Source organism: Agrobacterium tumefaciens (genome assembly GCF_013337285.1).
Classification (GTDB): domain Bacteria; phylum Pseudomonadota; class Alphaproteobacteria; order Rhizobiales; family Rhizobiaceae; genus Agrobacterium; species Agrobacterium burrii.
This window is the reverse complement of sequence record NZ_SUPW01000002.1, coordinates 20,780-41,628: the sequence shown is the minus strand read 5'-3', so window position 1 is coordinate 41,628 and position 20,849 is coordinate 20,780. Positions and strand designations below refer to the sequence as shown.

Here is a 20,849-nt window from a genome sequence, read left to right as displayed (position 1 = left end):
CATCACTCCGGCCGCGCGCCCTCAAAGGCGCGCTGCAACAGGTCGCGGATCGCAGTTTTTTCGATTGGCCGCGGGCACCAATAGGGATTGGCTGTCGCAAGCTCGGCCATGGGATCGAGATCGCTCCGCTGCACACCAAGCGCTGCGAGGCTTGATGGCGCACCAAGTCGGGCAGCAAAATCGAAAAGCCCTGCCCCGGCCTTCCCACCGAAAAGTGCGGCAAGCGGCGCGAGCAGATCGGGCACCGCTTGCTCCACATAAGCGATGGTATGCGGCAAAAGCACCGCATGGGTTTCCGCATGCGGCAGATCAAGACTGCCACCAAAGGTGTGGCAAAGCTTGTGATGCAACGACATGCCGACAGCGCCGAGCACCGTGCCGCACAGCCATGCGCCATAAAGTGCCGTCTCGCGCGCCGCGATATCCTGCGGCTCGGCCTTCACACGGGCAAGCGCTTCGACCATTGCCCGCAATCCCTCAACCGCCATCAGGCTGGCGATAGGGTTTCGGTCCTGGGCATAAAGCGCCTCGGCCGCATGCGCCATGGCGTTCAGCCCGCTCGTCATGCTGATGGCCACGGGCAGCCCGAGCGTCAGTTCCGCATCGTAGATCACTACCTCAGGCAGGATTTCCGGGCCGCGCATGGTGGTCTTCACCCCATTTTCCGTCTGGCCGAGAATGGGCGTCACCTCCGAGCCGGCATAGGTCGTCGGAATGACGATCTGCGCCGCATCGTTGCGCAGCGCAATGGCCTTGCCGAGACCGGTGGTCGAGCCGCCGCCCAGCGCCACGACGCAATCCGCATTGGCGGCGCGATAGTCTTCAATCGCCCTTTTCGTCACCTCAACCGGCGTGTGCATGGCAGCCTCGGAGAAGACGCCAACCGCGAGACGGCCGAGCCGGGCAGCCAGCGCTTCCGCATCCGTCTTCTGCTGTGGCGTCGAGAGCACCAGCACCCGCGACAGGCCAAGGCGGCGGATTTCCTCCGTCACCCCCACTGAGCTTCCCGCGCCGAAAACGATGCGGGCCGGCGCTGCCATGTAGACGAAGGGCTGCATGGCTCAAGCCCCGTCGAGATTGAACAGGCGGCGCGCATTGGTGCGGCCGATCTTCACCCGGTCGGCCTCGGCGATGCTCGTGGCGTTGAACCAGTCGGAGGCATGGTCGATATTCTCGAAGGGCCAGTCGGTGGAAAACAGGATACGGTCCGCCCCAACTTCCAGAATGGCGTCGATCAGCGTCTGGGTTCGGAAATTGCCCGAGGTCGTGATGTGGAAATTCTCGTTGAAATAATCCACGAAGCGGCGCTTGGCCGGATAACGCGGCGGCAGTTTCACCCAGGCATTGCGGTGGTCGATACGCCACATCATGTAGGGCAAACCCTCGCCCATATGGCCGAGAATGATGTTGAGGCGCGGATGCTCGTCGAACAGGCCGGACGCCATGAGACGCAGCGCGTGTACCGCCGTTTCCTGCGCAAAGGCCCAGGTGGGGCCAAGCAGCCAGGGATGGCCGTCATAGATGCGCGAATCCTGCGGCAGCGGATTGCGCGGATGCAGGTAAAACGGCACGCCGAGCTTTTCGACCTCACCCCAGAAGGGGCGATATTGCGGCAGGTCGTAATAAAGCGGCGTCTGGCCGTCGCCCTCCTGGCTGAAACCGTTGACGAGCGCACCGACGAAACCGAGATCGTTGATGCAGCGCTGAAGTTCCTCGGTCGCCGCATCCGGATCCTGCAAAGGTAAAGCGGCAAAGCCAAGGAAACGATCCGGTCGCTTGGCGCATTCTTCGGCAAGCACGTCATTGGCCCGCCGGGCAATCTCGATCGCCTTCCTCTTATCCGGAATAGCCTGCACCGCCGGCGCATTCAGCGACAGGATCATGGTCTCGATACCATGCGCATCCATCAGCTTCAGGCGCGTATCCTGAATATCGAGCAGTCGATGCTGCAGTTCCGTCCAGTAGTCACCGGGCACAAACCCGGCCGAATCCTGAAGTGTCTCCGGGATTGCGAAATGCTCCTCGAGAGCGACCTTGCCTTGCATGTTGTTTCCTCCGAAATTGCTGTTCACGTGCCGCTTGATGCGCGGTCAATATTGGCCCTTGGGTTCCAGCCCGAGCATGCTCTGGCCGATCATGGTGCCCACGGCATCCCAGTTCATGCTGATGTGGCGGCCAACCGCATTCGCATCGCGCCAGGCCCGCTGCACGGGATTGGCAAGATCAAGCCCGACGCCGCCGGTAGAGTCGTTGAGTGCCTGCACGGCGCGCAGCGCCAGAGACACCGCAAAGGCCTGGCCGCGACGGCTCAAAAGGCGGTCATCCACGGTGAATTCCGCCCGGCCTTCGACCCGGGCCTGCGCCAGCACCTGTGCACGTGCCACATCGCGCAGCAGGATTTCACAAGCCGCATCGACGCTCGCCGCCGCTTCGGCAACGCGCAGCTGAATGGTCGGGAATTCCGCCATGCGGTTATTGCCACCCGCCACAGCACCGCGCGTCACCCGGCCGCCGACATGATCGACGTAACCCGCAAGCGCCCCCTTGGCCGCTCCGACGCCAGCCGCCGCAAGACAGGACGGAATGCCGGTCAGAAGCGGCATGTTGAACAGGCCTTCCTCCGCATAATATTGCCCGCCGGGCGTCTTGCCGCTGGTGGCGTCCGGAAAGGTCAGAACCCGATGTTTGGGAACGAAGACATCGTCGAGAACCAGCGTCTTGGAGCCCGTGCCGGCCAGCCCCACCACATGCCATGTGTCTTCAATGACATATTGGCTGGCGGGAACGAGAAGGAAGGCGGGAACCGGCCTGCCCTCACCCTGCGGCGGCAGAATGGCGGCGCAGAGAGACCATTGCGCGTTTTCGCAACCCGAGGCGAAGGCCCATTTGCCGCTGAGGCGATAACCGCCCTCAGCCACGTCAGCCATTTTCACCGGCGCATAGGAACCGCACAGCAACGCGTCAGGGTTTTCACCCCAGACATCGGCCTGCGCCTCTTCCGGAAACATCGCCAGCAGCCATTGATGAGCGGAAAGCAGTCCGGCAACCCAGCCGGTTGACGCACAGGCGGCCGAAAGCTCGATATTGGCCGCAACCAGTTCAGCAAACTCACCGCCCTTTCCGCCGAAAGCGCGGGGTTTGACGATATCGAAATAACCGATACCGCGCAGCGCCTCGATATGGCTGGCGGGAACGCGCCGCGCCTCTTCCGTCTGGCGGGCGCTCGACCGGAAAAGATCGGCTATGCCGGCAACGCGGCTGGTGAGGTGGACACGCGGGGTCGTTTGCACCGGCTGCGGCGCATGGCTCATATCGTTCATGATTGTCTCCCTCCGGAAGTGAGTTGGCCGGGAATTATCTGGCCGGAAATATCAGGCCGGCACACCTGCCGGGCTTGCGGCGCAATATTGGGCGTTTTCGTAGAGCAATGGCCTTGTTGTCTCGCTGACATCGGCCGAAACCACCTGCCCGATGAACACGGTATGCGTTCCATAGGGCATCGCCGCCACCCGGCGGCAGGCGATGGCCGCATGCGCCGTGGGCAGATAGAGAACACCGTTTTCGTGACGCTGCCAGTCACCATTGCCGAAGCGCTCCTCCGGCGACACCTTGCCGCTGAAAGCATCCGAGAGCGCGATCTGATCCTGCGTCAGCACGTTGACGATGAAATCCGGTCGGCAGAGCAGCAGCTCGTGCAGCAGTGTGCGGTTGTTCAGGCAAACCAGAAGAGAGGGCGGCTCCATCGAGACCGAAGTGACGGCGGTCACGGTCATGCCGTGATCACGCTGATCGCCGGAAGCACAGGCAGTGATAACCGTCACGGTTGCCGGAAAACGGCGCATCGTCGTGCGGAAAGTCTGGCCGACGCCTTCCGGTGCAAGGTTGTTCAGGCCGAACAGTGCTGATGTCATGAGATCCTCCCAAATCCTGCATTCTTATTTATTTGCATTTGCAATGTTTGTCAATGCAAATGTTTTTTGTCATTTGTTGCGAGCAGCCTATCTCCCATTCCGCAGCCTTCTGGAGCGAAGCTATTGAAACGGATGGATTGTGCCGGTACAGCCGATAGGCGCACATCAGCATCTGCGCAGATGGCTCTCAAACGGGGATTTACTTCGTGTCTTATCAGTTCACCGACTCGGTACCCTACCTGCTCAACTGGGTGGGCGTTCGGCTTGGCGAGCGTTTTTCCCTGAGACTGGCTTCCTATGACATCACCCTGCCGATGTATCGCGTGCTGGCGACGCTGAGACAGCAGGAGAGCAAGACGCTGACCGAGCTTGCCGACCTCGTGTCGGTGGAGATCTCCACTCTTTCCCGGCTCGTCGGCCTGCTCGTCAGGCGCAACCTTGTCAGCCGTGAGCGACCGGCCGACAATGCCCGCATCGTGCGCATCACGCTCACGACAAAAGGCGAGGAGCTTGCGGAAGAACTGATGCCCATCGCGGCCATGTTCGAAAAAACCGCAATCGAAGGTCTCGATCCCGCGGAAGTAAAACTTTTCAAAAGCATCCTGCGCCATATCGGCCGCAATATCGCCGGCCTCTGACGCGGGAAGCCCCGCTCGCCTCACGATCTTCACGTGCAATGTACTTGCAATGACCGGTTCCTATCCCTGCGGAAATCCACCGCAGCTGAAAGGAATTTTCATGTCCGACAGATCGTCATTTGCAGCCCCGGCAGCGATTATCTTCATCGCTGTCGCATCGGCCGTGCTCACCGCCTGCGCCTCGACAGTCATGAAAAGCTATATCGGCGCGCCCATCACCAGCGTGATGCTGGATTACGGGCCGCCTGACAATATTTATAGCATGGGTCCCGGCCAGCAGGCTTATCAATGGCGGAAGAACAAGACACAGGTCGTTGCCGGATCATCGAGCGGTGAAGTGCGGACAACACGGCGTGGCGAGCGTTACGAAGTCTCGGAGACACCGGGTTATGTCGAACGCATCGATTGTTTCTATACGTTCTACACCCGCAATTCCGGGAGTGAGTGGTATGTGACGAGCTTCCGGCAACCTTCGCTTGAATGCGAATGATGGTTTGGGGATTTCAAATCTCCACCCGGCCCCGCCCGTTTCGCGCCATGCGCTGTTTTACCGCCGCTTCCAAGCTGAAAGCGGCGGTATTCTTTTGAATTCTCCCTGAAATCTGTCATCGGATCGGTCGCTCAGAAACGATAGTTCAGGCCGGCCTTGATGACATGATCGGTCACATCGGTTTTTGACCGCCCGCTGGAGGTCGTCGTGGTGACATCTCCGGTGCTCACATAATTATATTCAAGCTTGGCCGACAGACCACCGCCGAAGCTCTGTTCCAGACCCGCTCCCAGCAGATAGCCCTGTTTCCAGCCATCGGGACCGGTGACGCCATTCGTATCCTTGAATTTCGTCGTGGTCAGGCCGGCGGTGCCGTAAACGAGCGTGCGGTCAAGCGCAACACCGGCCTTCAGCTTGGCCGCACCCCGGAAGCGCTCTCTCAACCGGCCGTTCGGCACACGTGCTTCGTTGCCAAGATAGGAGCCTTCCAGTTCCGCACCGACAACACCGGAGCCGAACTGGAAATTATAGCCGGCCTGTACGCCACCCGTCAGACCCCGGCCGCTGGCCAGCGGATTAAATCTTGGGGAGGCGATGCCGCCATGGGCACCGACATAGGCCCCACCCCAGGAAAAGGCCGGCGGGTTGGCATAGTCGAATTGCTGCGCATTATAGTTGGTAAGATCAGCCGAATAGGCACTGGTTGCGACCATGACGGCAGCCGTTACGGTGACAAGCGATTTTGCGATGAACGACATGAATGACTCCAGACGAAACCGATGCGCCATGCTCTGACAGCTGCAGGGTTTCCGTTCGCGTTGAAGAACCGGAAACCGGCTCCCGTTGATCTCCTGTGCGGATAAGCTCAGCAGATACGGACATTTTCCCCACGAGAATTACGTCTGGATTGCACGAAACGAATTTATTGAAAAATAATTCAGTAATTTAATATAGTTAGACGAAATCCCTTAACTAAATTGTAAGAAATTTCCCCATCGGGACACCGGCTCGCCGCCTGTAATCTCCACAGCTACACAACATCAACCACAGCGCTTCGTGAAGCAATGGATCGAATTTCCAGCCGAACGCCAAAGCCGGGATTGAGGTCGAGGAACAGGACCCGTCCACGATGAAGCTCCGCCGCCTTCTGGACCAGATTAAGACCCAGACCGGCGCCAGACGAATTGGTATTGATGCGATGAAACGGCTCGAATACCTGCTCACGTTCCGAAACGGGTATGCCAGGCCCCTCATCGCAGACGTCTATCGTTCCCGTCGCACCGACCCGGATCGTGATAGCGCCCTTGCCACCACCATGATCGATGGCATTGCGAATGAGGTTGACGACCGCCATCTCGATGATCGAGGTCTGGATCGTGAATAGCGCCTTTCCTTCGCTCGGTTCGAAATCAAATTCATAACCGGCATCCATCGCAATCGGCGCAAGATCGGTCGCGATGCGTTCAACAAGAACATTCAGATCCTGCTCTTCGGCAGGCAGTTCCACCGCACCCACCGCCTGCATCTCGAGAAGCTGGTGCGCAACGCGCGTGAGGCGATCAATGTCCGCTCGCAATTGTCGGCTCAGCTCGTCATCGGGCAAAAGATCGGCCCGGATGCGCGCAATCGCAATCGGCGTCCTCAGCTCATGAGCGGCATCGGCCAGGAAGCGGTTACGGCGATTATAGCCCTCGTCCAGTTTCGAGAGCGCGACATTGAAGGCATCCACGAGCGGAATGATTTCACTCGGCACCTTCGAACGATCGATCCGGGCGGACCGGTTCTCGAAATTAATCGATTGCGCCTGGGCGACCGTTTCCATGAGGCCACTCAGCGAACGGCCAACCGCACGGGGCGTCACCAGCAATGTCGCAATACCCGTCAGGAGCAGCATAGGCACGACGGCGATGAGGATGATGAAGCCGACACCGGGCAGCACGGTCAGCCAGCGAATGGCGCCATCGGCATCCTTTTCCAGATCCAGCTGTACATTGATCCAGAGACTGATGCCGTCATTCGGGAGACCTTTTTCCGTCCCGGCAATGAACTGCAACCGGCCGGCCGGCGTATCGCGGTTTTCCATGGTGGCCCGGACTGTTTCCCCGGCCTCCAGACGCGCCCTTTCGATGCTCCGGGGAAACACCGCCTCCAGAGCAGGCGCCGGGATATCCCCATATTGCAGGACGATTTCGTCAGCGTCCCGCACGACAAACCAGAGATCGGGATAGCGCTGTTTCAGCGCCTCCAGATCGGGCGTAGCAGCCACCTGTGGCCGGCCCTGCCCATCCTTCGTCACGCTTTCCGCAATGATGCGCGCGGCCTCTTCATTGGCGCCTTCCAGCCGCGGATCGATGATCCAGATCCAGCCGACGAGAAGAATGACGAAAAGAACGAGAAAAAATGCCTGCAAGGCGAAAAGGCGCTTCATCAGCCCCCATCGCAGGGATCGGTTGCGCTCCTGCCTCATGTCTTTGCCCGGATGAGATAACCGATATTGCGCACGGCTCTTATCTCCACCGTCGCTTCGGCCTGCGCCAGCTTCTTCCTAATGCGCGAGATATGCGCATCGAGCGCATTGGACTCGATCTCATCGTCGAGCGTATAAACCGCCTCGATCAGGCTGGACCGCGTCACGATGCGGTTCGGACGACGCATCAGAGCTTCGAGCGCCAGATATTCCCGACGCCGAAACTCGATGATGGAGCCGGCAACGCTGATTTCATTGCTTCTCGGATCAATGCTCAGATTTCCGAAACTTGTATATTTATCGGAGATCGAAGGGCCGCGTCTGTGAAGAGCCCTGAGGCGGGCGAGCAATTCCTCGATTGCGAAAGGCTTGGCAAGATAATCATCCGCCCCCGCATCCAGCCCGTCGACCCGGTGATCGACGCTTCCAAGCGCCGTCAGGACAAGGATCGGTACGGTATGTTTGCTCCGGCGAAGCGACGATACGAGGTTCAGCCCCTCGCCATCGGGAAGGCGGCGATCCAGAACCAGCACATCGTAAGAGCCATCACGCGCAAGGGCGTCGGCATCGCTGATGGTGCTGACGTGGTCCGCGAGCACATCGCGCCGGCGCAGGGCCTCAAGCAGCGCGCGCGCCATTTCGGGTTCGTCCTCAAGAAGCAAGATTCGCAATGACTTTCCCCAAAGGTGAACCCTTGCCAGCATCACCACTCGTCGGTGAATGTTGCAACTACATTGCAGGCGGGCGGGCATCGCTCATGTGTTCGGGCGTTATGTGTCCGGCCCCGGCTTGTACCCGTGTCTTGCATAAAATCGGTCAAGCTCGCGCTGCTGCGGCACTTCGTCGGTATAGATAGCGATATAATCCGCAATCCTTTTCATCCGCACTGCCACATCTTCCTCGACCTGCATGGAAATGTACCCGATCTGCACGAGATAAGTGGTGCGGGCACGCACGTCTGCCTTATTTTCAGGGTGGCCGAAACGCATGAACATACGCGAAAGCGCCTCCATTCTCATCTGGTCGGCTTTGCGAAGCTCGGCAAGAATATCATCGGACTGCAACGCCCAGCTGCGCACCGCAAATTCGAATTTGCTGTCGAAAAGCGAGGAATCCAGCCAGCAATCGAACACATTCAGCATCGCCTCGGCCAGGGTTTCCGCATAGGCCTCCGATTGCCTGAGGATGCTTCCCGTGTTCTTCTCGCGCCAGCGGGACAACAGCGCCGCCAGCAATTCCTCCCGGTCCTTGAAGAACCAGTAGAAGCTGGTGCGCGAGAGATTGAGTTTTTTCGCCAAAGGCAGGATCTTGACGGAATCCACCCCGGATTCCAGCAGCGCCTCGTAGGCGGCCTCAAGCCAACCCTCCTGCGATCCACGCCAACCGGTTTCGTTCAATGTCGCTTCCATGACAATTGCGTAGCAAATCAGTCCCTGCGCGACAAGGCAAAGCGTACACTCTTGTTTATCTCGTAAACACCAGTGTTTTCTTAATTGACACATATGTACATTTTCTCTTAGCCTTGTCGCACAACCGTTCTGGGAGCAGGCACATGTCGAACGATCCCCTTCTTCAGCCCTATCAGCTCAAGCATCTGACGCTGCGCAACCGCATCATCGTCACCTCTCACGAACCCGCCTACCCCGAAGACGGCATGCCGAAAGGGCGCTACCGCGCCTATACCGTCGAGCGGGCGAAGGGCGGCGTGGCGCTGACGATGACGGCGGGTTCAGCCGCCGTGTCGAAAGACAGCCCGCCCGTCTTCAACAATCTCTTGGCCTACAAGGATGAAATCGTTCCGTGGATCCGGGAAATGACCGACGCCGTGCATGAGGCGGGTTCGGCGATCATGATCCAGCTGACGCATCTTGGCCGCCGCACCCGCTGGGACAAGGGCGACTGGCTGCCGGTACTCGCACCATCGCACCAACGGGAAGCGGCGCACCGCGCCTTTCCGAAAAAGATCGAGGACTGGGATATCGAGCGCATCATCAAGGATTTCGCCGATGCTGCCGAACGGATGAAGGCGGGCGGCATGGACGGGGTGGAACTGGAAGCCTATGGCCACCTCATCGACCAGTTCGTCTCACCCCTGACCAACGAACTTGACGGCCCCTATGGCGGCTCGCTTGAAAACCGCATGCGTTTCTGTCTCGACGTCTTCAGGGCGATACGCCAACGCGTCGGCGACGATTTCATCCTCGGGGTTCGTTACACCGCCGATGAATGTCTCGAGAACGGCACCGGCAAGGCGGAAGGCATCGAAATCTCCAGACGGCTGAAGGAGAGCGGCCTGATCGACTATCTCAACGTCATCAGGGGGCATATCGACACCGATCCCGGCCTGACCGACGTCATCCCCATTCAGGGTATGGCCAGCGCGCCGCATCTTGATTTCGCAGGCGAAATCCGCGCGGCGACCAGCTTCCCCATTTTCCATGCCGCCAAAATTCAGGATGTCGCCACCGCCCGGCATGCGATTGCCGCCGGCAAGGTCGACATGGTCGGCATGACCCGCGCCCACATGACCGATCCGCATATCGTCCGCAAGATCATGGAAAAGCGGGAGGAGGACATCCGCCCCTGCGTCGGCGCCAATTACTGTCTTGATCGTATTTATCAAGGCGGCCTCGCCTTCTGCATTCACAATGCGGCAACCGGCCGTGAGGAAACCATGCCGCATGAAATCACAAGGGCCGAGAAAAGCCTGAAGGTGGTGATCGTTGGCGCTGGCCCGGCAGGCCTTGAAGCCGCAAGGGTATGTGCGGAACGTGGCCATGCGGTCGTGGTCTTCGAGGCCGCCAGCGACCCCGGCGGCCAGATCCGCCTGACCGCACAGAGCGAACGCCGCCGCGAAATGATCGGCATCGTCGACTGGCGCATGAGCCAGTGCGAGAAGCTCGGCGTCATCTTCCATTTCAACAGCTGGGCGGAGGCGGATACGGTTGTCGCCGAAAAACCCGACGTGGTGATTATCGCTACTGGTGGACTGCCCCATACCGAGGTGCTTTCGAAGGGCAACGAGTTGGTCGTCTCCGCATGGGATATCATTTCCGGCGACGTCAAGCCGGGCGCCAATGTTCTCGTCTATGATGATGCGGGCGACCACACCGGGCTTCAGGCCGCCGAATTCATCGCCAAGGCGGGCGGCAAGGTCGAGATCATGACGCCGGATCGCTCTTTCGCCCCGGAAGTCATGGCCATGAATCTCGTGCCCTATATGCGTTCGCTGCAAAAACACGACACGACATTCACCGTCACCTACCGGCTGGAGGCGGCGGAAAGAAGCGGCAATCAGATCATCGCCCATGTTGGCAGCGATTATGGCGGCGTTTCGAAACAGCGCGTCGTCGACCAGATCGTCGTCAATCACGGCACAATCCCGCTGGACGAGCTTTATTTCGAGCTCAAGCCCGGCTCGAAGAACCTTGGCGAAATATCCTATGACGCGCTGATTGCGGGCGCGGCACAGACCGTCGAGCGCAATCCGACCGGCACCTACCGGCTGTTCCGGATCGGCGATGCGGTCGCAGCGCGCAACACCCATGCGGCAATCTACGATGCGCTGCGCCTCGCAAAGGACCTCTGAGAGAGAGAGAGAGAGAGAGAGAGAGCCGCCCTGTTGCGGCCTCCCTCATAACTCAAGCGATACCGCGAACCGCTGACCGAATTGCGAAAATCGCAATCGCCCGCCCAGCCGGTCGATGGCCATCTTGACGATGGCAAGCCCGAGGCCGCTTCCACCCGGTTCCGATCGCGGCGAACGATAGAAGCGCTGCAGCACCCGTTCCTGTTCCTCCACCGCGATCCCCGCCCCTTCGTCGATAACCACGACGTTGATCTTGCCGTTTGCCATTTCCGCCCGGCATTCGACTGTTGATCCCCTCGGCGAGTGCTGCACGGCATTTTCCATCACGTTACGGATCGCAAGACGAAGCAGGGACCGATCCGCCTCGATGAGGATCGTATCCGCCTCTTCCGACAGCCGGCAGGTAATTTCGACCTCGCGTGCACGCCTGAGCGGCTCCAACTCCTGTATGACATCAAGGATGAGATGGGGAATGTCGACGCCGGCTTTCACCGCCTGCGCTTCGGTGGCGTCAACGGCAGCTAGGTCGATAAGCTGTTTTGCCATCCGGCTTGTCCGGTCGACGCTTTGCTCGATGCGCCGCAGCGCCTGTTGCTGCACCTCGGGATCGGTGGAACGCATGGCCACCTGCGCCTGCGTCTTCAGGCCGGCAAGCGGTGTTTTCAATTCATGTGCGGCATAGGTCGTGAACTCGCGTTCCCTCTCCCGCGTCGCCTGAACACGCGCCAGAAGGCTGTTCAGCGCATGGATCATCGGCCGAAGCTCCGATGGCGTTCCCTTGTCGGCAAAACCATGGAGTTCAGTCGCGTCGCGCGCTTTCATGCCGTTTGCGAGCTTTTGCAGGGGCGCAAGCCCCCTGGAAACACATAGCCAGATAAGGCCAGCCATCAGCGGCATGATGAAAAGCGCCGGATAAAGAAGCCCCTTGATGACATCGTCAACCAGCCGGTCGCGAACCTCGACACTGTCACCCACCAGAACCCGGACACCGAGATCGGGCTTCACGACCGCATAAACACGCCATTCGATGCCGTTGATGACCGTATTCTGGAAGCCCGAGGCATGATCCGAAAGGGAAGCATCCGGGGCGCTGTCAGACTTGCTGAGCAGACGGCCGCTGACGGACCAGATCTGGCAGGCAAGCTGGCGTTCGTAGGAGGGTATCGCCGCCGCATCAGCGTCTGCGTCCTCATCATGCGTCGGTGAATGGCCGTCTATCAGGCGGATATCGACCGGGCGGTCGCCGACGAGGGATCCAACCATTCTTGCCGATTCCACCAGCCGCGCATCGAGAACATGCTCCAGCCGCGCCTTGGTGCTGGTATAAATCCACACGCAGGCCGACAGCCAGACGAGACCCGTCATCAGCAGAAGCACGGTAAACAATCTTGCCCGGATCGACATCACGCAGCCCTCCCGACGCGGTAACCGACGCCGCGCACCGTCTCGATGAAACCGGCGCCCAGTTTGGAGCGGAGCTTGTGGATGTGGACCTCAATGGTGTTGCTTTCCACATCCTCCTGCCAGCCATAGAGCTTTTCTTCCAGAACCGGCTTTGAAAAAATCATGCCGGGATTCTGCATGAGGGCGTGGATGATCGCAAATTCACGGCGCGACAGCGCAATGACACTATCATCCTTCTTCGCCACCATCTTCGCCGGATCGAGCGTCACGCCCAGCGCCGACAGCGTGCCCTCTGAACGCCCCTCGCCACGGCGGATGATCGCCCGCAACCGGGCGGCAACCTCATCAAGATCGAAAGGCTTGCCCAGATAATCATCCGCGCCGGCATCGAGGCCGCAAATCTTGTCCGTGGTCGCATCCTTGGCGGTGAGCAGGAGGATCGGCACCCGGTTGCGCTCATTGCGGGTGTGGCGCAGAAGATCGAGGCCTGACCCGTCAGGCAACATCACATCGAGGACAACGGCGTCGAAACGGCAATTCTCGAGGGCGATTTTTGCGTCGGCAAGGGTCATGACAGCATCGACGGTGAAGCCGGCAAGCTGCAGCCCGACCCGCAGACCATCAAGCAGGACATCATCGTCCTCGACCACCAACAAACGCATTGAGCACTCCATCATTCCGGCACACGGGTATTTTGATGCGCGGGAACCTGAAAAACGAACCTTAAGGCTGGCTTAAGCTTCCAGCCGGAAGCCTGCGCCATCCATGGCTTATCCCACAAGGCCTACCCCATAAGGAAAGAGAATGCGTTTCAATTTTTCGTTCGTGCTCCTCGTTCTGCTATCCATTTGCGGACAGGCGCTCGCGCTCGGCCCGCCGATGGACATGGCGGATGCGTTCAAACTTTCGATAGACCGCACGGGAACGACGGCAACGTTCCGCTGGCAAGTCGCCGAAGGATATTATCTTTATCGGGAGAGCCTGCAGGCCACCACTGAGGACGGAACGAAGCTCGATCTCAGGACGCCGGCCGGCGAGATGAAGGATGATCCCGGCTTCGGCAACACCGAAGTCTATTTCGGGCAAACCGCCGCCACGCTCGCCGACGCGCCGCAGACCATGAAACTGACATTTCAGGGGTGCCAGGATGGCGGCATCTGCTATCCGTTCAGAACGGTCGCCATCGATGGGTTGCGGATCGAAGCGGAGGCGTCGTTCGGCATAAGGCCGCAGGAACCGCCCGCATTTCAGTCCTTCGCCCTGATAGCACCGTCCGAAGAGCTGGAAAAGGCGGAGCAGTCAGTACCTGTACCGGCACCCCCGACCGAGCCGGGTATGGTGGAAGGTTTTCTCGCCCGGGGCGGCACGGCGCTGCTTCTCGCCTCCTTCATGGGTCTTGGCGTGCTCCTCGCATTCACGCCCTGCGTGTTTCCCATGTACCCGATCCTCGCGGCCACGCTCGGCCGGCAGGGCGCTTCATTGTCGCCCGGTCGCAGCTTTCTCCTTTCCTCAACCTATGTCGCCGCGCTTGCCGCCGCCTTCAGCCTGTTCGGCATACTGGCCGCATGGCTTGGCCAGAGCTTCCAGATCGCCCTACAGTCGCCACCGGCCATTCTCATCACCGCCGCCGTCTTTATCATTCTGGCGATCGCCAGTTTCGGCATGGTCGAGGTCCAGCTTCCGGCGGGCCTTCGCGACCGGTTGGCGCGATCGCAGCGTTCGCTCGGCGGATCGTTCGGCTCGACCGCCATTCTCGGTTTCAGCTCCGCGCTGCTGATCGGCCCCTGCGTGACAGCGCCGCTTGCAGGCGCACTTCTCTATATCGCCAAGACCGGAAACCTGCTGCTCGGCGCAGCGGCGCTCTTTGCGCTCGGCATCGGCAAGGGCATTCCGCTCATCCTCATCGGCACCTCCGGCGCGGCATTGCTGCCGCGGGCCGGCGCATGGATGGCGCAGATACGCTGGCTGTTCGGCTTCATCTTCCTTGCCACCGCGATCTGGTATCTCGACCGGCTCATTCCTCCGCCTGTAACGCTCGCGCTTTCCGCAGCGCTGCTCGTTACCATCGGTGTTTTCTTCGGTGCTTTCGACACACTGCCGCAACAGGCCGGCATTGGCCGCCGTCTGATGAAATCGGCCAGCCTTCTTTCCATGCTCTATGGCGCGTTTCTCGCTTTCGGCGCGGCAAGCGGCAGCACCAGCATGCTCCAGCCGCTGCAATTCTCCGGCGGCCCGATCGCCAGCCGCTCCATGCCCGGCCTGACAAAGGCGAGTTTTGCAACGGTGAATTCCAATGGGGAACTGAAAGCCGCGGTCGCTCAGGCAGGAAAGCCCAGCCTCGTCTACTTCACTGCGGACTGGTGCGTTTCCTGCCGCGTTATCGAGCGCTCCGTTCTGAATGATCCACAGGTCGCGGAAAGCCTTAAGGATACGAACCTCGTCTCCGTCGATCTTTCGGACATGACGCCAGACAAACAGCAATTGATGAAAGACAGCAATGTCATCGGCCCGCCGACCATGCTGTTCTTCGACAGAAAAGGAGCCGAACTCCCCTCCATCCGCATGGTGGGCGAGATTTCGGCCCGTTCACTCATCGATGCGGCGGCGCAAACGCAGCAGGCGCTTGCAAAACCGGCAATCGACAATACCGCAGGAGCCCGCCAATGACCCTTACACGTCGACAGCTTGTCGCAATGGCCGGCCTTGCCGCCATTGCTCCCCCCTCACTTGCTTTTGCCGAGACAGACCCGACAAGCCGGGAGATGGTGCTGCACGATCCGGAAGCCCCGGTCCTCGGCAATCCGAAAGGCGACGTGACGGTGGTGGAGTATTTCGACTACCAGTGCCCCTATTGCAAATCATCCTACGGCATGGTGCGCGACGTGGTCGAACAGGATGGCAAGGTCAGGCTTGTGCTGAAGGACTGGCCGGTCTTCGGCGGCGCATCGGTCATCGCCGCGCAGGCGGTGCTCGCCAGCGCCAGGCTCGGCAAATATGAAAAGACGCTCGACGCCATGTTTCACACGCCGAACAAGCTGCAGCAGGCCGATGTCGAAAAGGCCCTTAAGAAAGCGGGCCTGACCTTCGACGGTGTTGGCAAGGCCGTTGTCGAGCATCAGGCGTGGATTTCCGGCCTGCTGGACCGGAACTGGGTACAGGCCGCCGCCTTCAAATTCGTCGGCACGCCATCATTTGTGGTGGGAACGACAAGCTTTGCCGGCGTCCTCGACCGCAAGGGCCTGAAGGAAGCAATCGCCAAGGCACGGGGATAGGACGAGACGGCAAAGGGCATCGGCACTGCCACGCCCAGCCAGAATGTTGAAGCGATGGTTTCAGTCCAAGCGGACGTGAAACCATCATTCTCCGAACGCTACGCCTGTTCACGCGCTCTTTTGAAAAGATCCGTAAAGGCTTCCGCGCTCTGTACTGCACCGGGAACGAGGAACTTGCCGATGATGAAAGCAGGCGTTCCCGTCAATTGCAGCGACATCGCCTGTTCATGATTGCGCGCAAGCAAATCATCGATCTCCGCCGCTTTCGATTTCATGTCGCGCTGGAGGCGGGCAAAGTCGATACTCGTCGCACGCACGGTATCGCGCATCTCGTCGGCCTTCACCTTCGGCGTCTTGATCGCCATCAGCGCATCATGGACGATGTGATAACCGTCCTGATATTTCGCCGCCAGCGCCAGTCGCGCTCCCTCGACGGAGTCAGGTGTTATGATCGGCCAGTCCTTGTAGACCATCCTGACATCCCCGTCTGCCGAGACCGCATTGCTCATGGGAACGGCCGTCTTTTTGCACCAGGGGCAATTATAATCGAGAAAGGCGACCATGGTGAGCTTGCCGGCGGGATTGCCGGAGACGGGTGCCGCCGGATCGCGCAGGATCATCTCAAGCTTCAGACCGTTGGGCGAAGCCGCTGCCGGCGAGGCGACGGCCGAGACCACCGAAATCGAGCCGAGGAGAAAGGCACGGCGTCTGAGCCCGGCAAGGGCTGAATCATCCGCGCGGTTTCGAACATTATATGCCATGGTGAAGGGTCTTCTTTCGTTTCCGTGTCGATCGTCAGGCGGCGAGCTGCTGGCGCTTCGAGGGGTCGGGAATAACCACGATGGTGCTGCCATCTCTCACATTGTTGAAGAGGTCGATGACATCCTGGTTCAGCAGCCGGATGCAGCCGGAGGAAACCGCCTTGCCGATAGAAAAGGCCTCAGGCGTTCCATGCAGGCGGTAAAGCGTGTCCCGGCCGCCCTGATGAATGTAGAGCGCCCGCGCGCCGAGCGGGTTCTTGAGGCCGGGTGGCATTCCGCCATTGGCAATGCTGTAGGGCTGGAGGCTGGGTTGCCGCGCCACCATATCGTCCGGCGGCGTCCATTTCGGCCATGCCCGCTTATAAGCGACCGTCGCCCGGCCGGCCCAGGAGAAGCCATCACGGCCGACACCGATCCCGTAACGGGTCGCCTTGCCGCCCGGCAGAATGTGGTAGAGAAACTTGTTCGGCGTATCGACGATCAGCGTGCCGGGCTTTTCTTCGGTCGGATAATCGACGACCTGCCGCCAGTAGCGGGGGTCCACCTGCTTGATATTCACTGCCGGGATCGGAAATGTCTCATCGGGAAGCGCCGCATACATGGCCGGCGTGGCCGGCGCAGGCGTCTTGGGCAAGGGTTCGTCGTTCCTCGACAACGTCGCCGGCTTTGGCGGTTCACCGGACGTAGCGCAACCTGCCAGCAGGCCCGCAAGCCCAAGGGCAAGAAGGTTTCTGCGCGTGGTGAAAATCGGGATGTCGTGCATTCTGGGCTGTGTCTCCTGTTCCGCGACACATAGCCGGCCCCCACCTTAAGCCAGTCTTAAGGCCATCACCCGCATGGCAATTCGTCTGGATCGGCGTTATTGCGGATCACCGAAAAGATAAATGACCGCCCCCTGGAGCGGTCATTTTCTCTGTGTGTTCGATGCAAATTCACCAGCGGGTCAGGCCCAGCAGCTTTTCGCCGAGTGGGTTGAGCCTGGCGGTTTCGGCATGGCGTTTCTCCCATTCACGCGGATCACCGGGGAAGGCGTCGCGCTGCGGATGATCGAGCTCCTTCCAGAGTCGGATCCGCTCCTGCCGTTCCACCTCATTGTCGAATTCCGCCGGGTGCATGGAGATATATTGCGCCATGCGCACACGGCCATCGGAATGATTGGGACGCACGCCATGGGCAAGCAGCGAGTTGAAGATCATCAGGTCGCCCGGTTCCATATCGATATTGACGACGGACAGGCCAGCCATATCCGGATGCATCGGGTCGCGATCTTCCGGCTGCGTCTTCACCCATTCATCGAAATGTTCAAAAAGATAGGGCACGCACTGAAACCCGCCGACATCGCCGTCCTGTTTCTGCAGGCTCAGCACGCCCTGTACGCCGATCGGCAGCGGGCGGATGGACGTGTCCACATCCCAGTGGATGAAACCGTTGGGATTGCCTTTCACCTTTTTCGGCGGATTGAGATTGGCGCGGTCGATGGTGACCCACAGATCCTCCCGGTCCCATATGTCAACGAAGACGTCATAAACCCGCTGCTCCGCACGATTGTCCCAGAGATACTGGTGATTATAGATTTCCAGCATGCCGGTATTGTTCAATTCCTTCATCTTGTGTTCGCGTCTTTGCGGCGCATACCAGGTTGAAGCGTCGGCCGGATCCTTTTCATCGAATTTCCAGAGCAGATCGACAAGGCGTTCCACATTCGCCGCAGGCACCGCCTGACGGACAATGATATATCCCCTCGTCGTCCAGTGCTGCCAGTCCGCTTCCGACAGGACGCGCAGCGGCAAGGTCTTTTTGATATCCTTGAGCTGGGTCGTGGCGGCCGTCGTCGGATGGCTGTCGCGTTTGATTGCTGCGGTGGATTGCATGTCTTTCTCCCATCATCATCTCCCTGACCATCAGGCGATGAAAGGAAAACTACGGCTTTCCCGGGGGACTTGTTGTCCGCAGATGGACAATAATGATACTATTCCAGCGTATAAATCCCAGAAAGCGCGGAATGAGACCACATCTCGAACATTTGCCGACATCGCCGGATTCTTCCTGGAGCAGGCTCAACCGGCGGCTTGACGACGCCATTCCGTTCGAATGGCACCACCATCCCGAGTTCGAGTTGACGCTGACACTGAATTCCCGTGGGCAGCGGTTCGTGGGTAATCATGTTGCCAATTACGATCACGGCGACCTCGTGCTCATCGGCCCGAACCTGCCGCACACCTGGGCGTCGCGCGACAAACTCGATCCGGCTGAACCACATGTCGCCCTCGTCTTCTGGTTCAGGAAAGAATGGATCGAAGGACTGGCCGGCGGATCGGTGGAACTGGCGCCCGTCAGACGCCTCATCCAACACGCCGCAACCGGGCTGGCGTTCGATCCCGCACTCGGCCGGGCTCTGGCGGATGATTTTGAAGCTATATTTTCCTGTCCGCCGGTCAGGCAACTGACCGGCCTTCTGGATATTCTGGCCCGGCTGGCGGCGGAGGACGGTGGCGCACCTCTTTCAACCGTCGTGCCGCAGCAGGTGGAAGGGGACCGCTCGCGGATTGACCGTGTCCTGATCCACTTGCACCGTCACTACCACGAGCCGCTCCGCATGGAGCAGATTGCCGCAATAGCCGCTCTCAGCGAATCCGGCCTGCACCGCATGTTCAGGAAACATACGCAGGTCAGCATTTCAGACTATCTCATCGGCCTCAGGGTCGGCGAAGCCTGCGCCCGGCTCTCGGGCACCACCCAGCCAATCCGGCATATCGCTGCCGATGTCGGTTATACCTCGCTGGCCAATTTCAATCGCCAGTTCCTGCGTCTGCGCGGCATGACACCGCGCGACTATCGAGCCTCGTTTCAGGGCGGCGGCAGAAAAACCCGGTAACGCAGCAACGCCTCCGGATTGCCCTTTTGCCGCAGCGGCCTGCGCTACTTCGCATCCTGCCCCAGGCGGTATCTGCCGGGTCCAGTAACGAAATACAAAAGCAGGCCTCCGACGATGGCCAGATTCTTGAAGAACTGCCCCTGCTGGGCAGAACGCGCCTCTTCCGGAAACGACCAGAACGCATGGCTGAGCAAGGTCGCGACGCAGGTGAAAGCCAGCAATATCACACTCGTTTCTCTGGCCCTCACCCCAAATACCAAGGCAGCAGCGCCGAGAATTTCCACCAAAATCACGATGTATACGACAAGGCCGGCAAAAGGCACGCCCTTTGCGGCCAAAGACGCCGCGAAACCTGAAATTTCAAAGAGTTTGCCGATGCCGGCCTGAAGGAAGAGGGCGCTGATGGAAAGGCGCGCCAGAAGGATGATCATGTCATTTATCTTTGCAGTCATGGGAGATTCCTGGTGAAAATTATTCGATGTTTGCGACGAGTTTTAACACCGCGCCGCACCTCTGAAATTGACGATTAAGAGAGCGGCTGTAACAACGTGAACAACTTGTTGTGCGCATGCCTTCAAAATGAGCCGCGCGAACCGCCGAAGCCTGACTGGCATTGAACGGCTTCCGTCATGATCGAACAAGGGCGGCGCAAGCTGCGCCGCCCTTTTGCCTTTTACGATCAGCCGCGCTGTGAATCGAGCTGTTCGCTGTTCTTCTCGACCGACTGCGCCTTCATGTAGCTTTCGATCAGAAGCTGGTAGGGAGGGAAGATCTTCGTATAGACAGCCGCCCATTCCTGGGCATCGTCGCGATGCCAAGTCTTCTGCAGTTCCGAGGCAACCGCAGCCGTGTCCATCGGCACCACGCCGGCCTGAACCACCCGTGCAAGGGTGATTTCCTGCGCCATCTTGGAATAGGTGCCGGAAGCATCCACCACCGCAAATACCCGGTAGCCATCCTGAACCGCTGCAATCGCCGGGAAGGCCATGCACACGCTGGTGATGGTGCCGGCAATGATCAGCGTCTTGCGGCCGGTCGCCTTGACGGCAGCCACGAATTCCGGATTGTCCCAGGCATTGATCTCGCCGCGGCGCGCCACATATTGCGCATGCGGTGCGTTTTCATGGATTTCCGGGATCAGCGGACCATTAGGCCCCTGCGGTACCGATGCCGTGGTGATAACGGGCATCTTCGTCAGCGTTGCCATTCTGGCAAGCGCTGTTGCGTGGCTGCGCAGAACAGGCATCGGCATGTCCGCCACCGTCTGGAACAGACCGCTCTGGTGGTCGATCAAAAGCATCACCGCATCATCGGGATCGATGACAGGCCGCTGGCCGTTAAAATTGGCAGGTGTACTCATTGTAAGTCTCCTTGGTTGGTAGGCATGGACTTGTGGGCTGAAATCACTTCCGCCCGGTGAGGCCCGTGGCCCCTTGCAAAGC

General features: G+C 59.7%; 21 protein-coding genes. 6 read left to right on the top strand and 15 right to left on the bottom strand.

Translation table 11 applies throughout. From position 1 onward, the window contains the following. Positions 1 to 2: 2 nt before the first annotated feature. From FCH38_RS05940 to graD, 4 genes are read right to left on the bottom strand one after another with little or no spacing between them, the layout of a single operon-like run. Positions 3 to 1,058 (bottom strand): maleylacetate reductase, encoded by a 1,056-nt coding sequence (locus FCH38_RS05940; RefSeq protein WP_174373175.1) that lies wholly within the window; start codon positions 1,056 to 1,058, stop codon positions 3 to 5. A gap of 3 nt (positions 1,059 to 1,061) precedes the next feature. Further along, positions 1,062 to 2,045, bottom strand: coding sequence for a gamma-resorcylate decarboxylase (gene tsdA / locus FCH38_RS05935; protein ID WP_174373174.1), 984 nt, complete (start codon positions 2,043 to 2,045; stop codon positions 1,062 to 1,064). 45 nt (positions 2,046 to 2,090) lie between these two features. Then, the gene (graA, locus tag FCH38_RS05930; RefSeq protein ID WP_174373173.1) at positions 2,091 to 3,320 is read right to left on the bottom strand and encodes an FADH(2)-dependent resorcinol hydroxylase oxygenase component; all 1,230 of its coding nucleotides are present in this window, start codon (positions 3,318 to 3,320) and stop codon (positions 2,091 to 2,093) included. A gap of 51 nt (positions 3,321 to 3,371) precedes the next feature. Further along, entirely contained in the window at positions 3,372 to 3,911 is a 540-nt protein-coding gene (graD, locus tag FCH38_RS05925; RefSeq protein WP_149899798.1) for an FADH(2)-dependent resorcinol hydroxylase reductase component, read from the bottom strand. A 206-nt stretch (positions 3,912 to 4,117) separates the two neighbouring features. Here graD and FCH38_RS05920 point away from each other — a divergent pair, with 206 nt between their 5' ends. Together FCH38_RS05920 and FCH38_RS05915 are read left to right on the top strand one after the other, a co-directional pair. Further along, positions 4,118 to 4,549 (top strand): MarR family winged helix-turn-helix transcriptional regulator, encoded by a 432-nt coding sequence (locus FCH38_RS05920; RefSeq protein WP_149899797.1) that lies wholly within the window; start codon positions 4,118 to 4,120, stop codon positions 4,547 to 4,549. 100 nt (positions 4,550 to 4,649) lie between these two features. Beyond that, a complete protein-coding gene (locus FCH38_RS05915; RefSeq protein ID WP_174373172.1) occupies positions 4,650 to 5,039 on the top strand; it encodes a hypothetical protein in 390 nt (129 codons plus the stop codon). A 131-nt stretch (positions 5,040 to 5,170) separates the two neighbouring features. On the opposite strand, the gene FCH38_RS05910 is transcribed toward FCH38_RS05915, so the two are convergent. The 4 genes from FCH38_RS05910 to FCH38_RS05895 all read right to left on the bottom strand — a co-directional run bounded on the left by FCH38_RS05910 (position 5,171) and on the right by FCH38_RS05895 (position 8,915). Next, on the bottom strand, positions 5,171 to 5,797 hold the full coding sequence (locus FCH38_RS05910) for an outer membrane protein (protein WP_174373171.1): 627 nt from the start codon (positions 5,795 to 5,797) through the stop codon (positions 5,171 to 5,173). Between the two features lie 272 nt (positions 5,798 to 6,069). After that, positions 6,070 to 7,467 (bottom strand): sensor histidine kinase, encoded by a 1,398-nt coding sequence (locus FCH38_RS05905; RefSeq protein ID WP_174373170.1) that lies wholly within the window; start codon positions 7,465 to 7,467, stop codon positions 6,070 to 6,072. Positions 7,468 to 7,502: 35 nt separating this feature from the next. After that, positions 7,503 to 8,177 carry a response regulator transcription factor gene (locus FCH38_RS05900; RefSeq protein WP_149899793.1) on the bottom strand — a complete coding sequence of 225 codons (675 nt, stop codon included), beginning with the start codon at positions 8,175 to 8,177 and terminating at the stop codon, positions 7,503 to 7,505. 99 nt (positions 8,178 to 8,276) lie between these two features. Then, a complete protein-coding gene (locus FCH38_RS05895; RefSeq protein WP_174373169.1) occupies positions 8,277 to 8,915 on the bottom strand; it encodes a TetR/AcrR family transcriptional regulator in 639 nt (212 codons plus the stop codon). Positions 8,916 to 9,058: 143 nt separating this feature from the next. Between FCH38_RS05895 and FCH38_RS05890 the strand changes: the two genes are divergently transcribed. Further along, positions 9,059 to 11,095, top strand: a complete 2,037-nt coding sequence (locus FCH38_RS05890; RefSeq protein WP_174373168.1) for an NAD(P)-binding protein — start codon at positions 9,059 to 9,061, stop codon at positions 11,093 to 11,095. 45 nt (positions 11,096 to 11,140) lie between these two features. On the opposite strand, the gene FCH38_RS05885 is transcribed toward FCH38_RS05890, so the two are convergent. Then, on the bottom strand, positions 11,141 to 12,499 hold the full coding sequence (locus tag FCH38_RS05885; protein ID WP_174373167.1) for an ATP-binding protein: 1,359 nt from the start codon (positions 12,497 to 12,499) through the stop codon (positions 11,141 to 11,143). After that, positions 12,499 to 13,161, bottom strand: coding sequence for a response regulator (locus FCH38_RS05880; RefSeq protein ID WP_174373166.1), 663 nt, complete (start codon positions 13,159 to 13,161; stop codon positions 12,499 to 12,501). Before FCH38_RS05880 ends, FCH38_RS05885 begins: the two co-directional genes overlap by 1 nt. A gap of 142 nt (positions 13,162 to 13,303) precedes the next feature. Between FCH38_RS05880 and dsbD the strand changes: the two genes are divergently transcribed. After that, positions 13,304 to 15,166 carry a protein-disulfide reductase DsbD gene (dsbD, locus tag FCH38_RS05875; RefSeq protein ID WP_174373165.1) on the top strand — a complete coding sequence of 621 codons (1,863 nt, stop codon included), beginning with the start codon at positions 13,304 to 13,306 and terminating at the stop codon, positions 15,164 to 15,166. Beyond that, a complete protein-coding gene (locus tag FCH38_RS05870) occupies positions 15,163 to 15,771 on the top strand; it encodes a DsbA family protein (protein WP_210267128.1) in 609 nt (202 codons plus the stop codon). Before dsbD ends, FCH38_RS05870 begins: the two co-directional genes overlap by 4 nt. 98 nt (positions 15,772 to 15,869) lie before the next feature. Here FCH38_RS05870 and FCH38_RS05865 read toward each other — a convergent pair whose 3' ends face one another. The 3 genes from FCH38_RS05865 to FCH38_RS05855 form a co-directional block, all read right to left on the bottom strand. Beyond that, complete coding sequence (locus tag FCH38_RS05865) at positions 15,870 to 16,532, bottom strand: DsbA family protein (RefSeq protein WP_236776568.1); 663 nt, start codon at positions 16,530 to 16,532, stop codon at positions 15,870 to 15,872. A 34-nt stretch (positions 16,533 to 16,566) separates the two neighbouring features. After that, entirely contained in the window at positions 16,567 to 17,295 is a 729-nt protein-coding gene (locus FCH38_RS05860) for a L,D-transpeptidase (protein ID WP_174373163.1), read from the bottom strand. Between the two features lie 169 nt (positions 17,296 to 17,464). Then, entirely contained in the window at positions 17,465 to 18,403 is a 939-nt protein-coding gene (locus FCH38_RS05855; RefSeq protein ID WP_153516421.1) for a phytanoyl-CoA dioxygenase family protein, read from the bottom strand. Between the two features lie 131 nt (positions 18,404 to 18,534). On the opposite strand from FCH38_RS05855, the gene FCH38_RS05850 reads away from it, so the two are divergent. Continuing rightward, positions 18,535 to 19,407 carry a helix-turn-helix domain-containing protein gene (locus tag FCH38_RS05850; protein ID WP_174373162.1) on the top strand — a complete coding sequence of 291 codons (873 nt, stop codon included), beginning with the start codon at positions 18,535 to 18,537 and terminating at the stop codon, positions 19,405 to 19,407. Between the two features lie 44 nt (positions 19,408 to 19,451). On the opposite strand, the gene FCH38_RS05845 is transcribed toward FCH38_RS05850, so the two are convergent. Both FCH38_RS05845 and FCH38_RS05840 read right to left on the bottom strand, forming a co-directional pair. Beyond that, positions 19,452 to 19,838, bottom strand: coding sequence for a DoxX family protein (locus FCH38_RS05845; protein WP_236776567.1), 387 nt, complete (start codon positions 19,836 to 19,838; stop codon positions 19,452 to 19,454). Positions 19,839 to 20,086: 248 nt separating this feature from the next. Next, positions 20,087 to 20,767 carry a hydrolase gene (locus FCH38_RS05840; protein WP_174373160.1) on the bottom strand — a complete coding sequence of 227 codons (681 nt, stop codon included), beginning with the start codon at positions 20,765 to 20,767 and terminating at the stop codon, positions 20,087 to 20,089. Positions 20,768 to 20,849 lie beyond the last annotated feature (82 nt).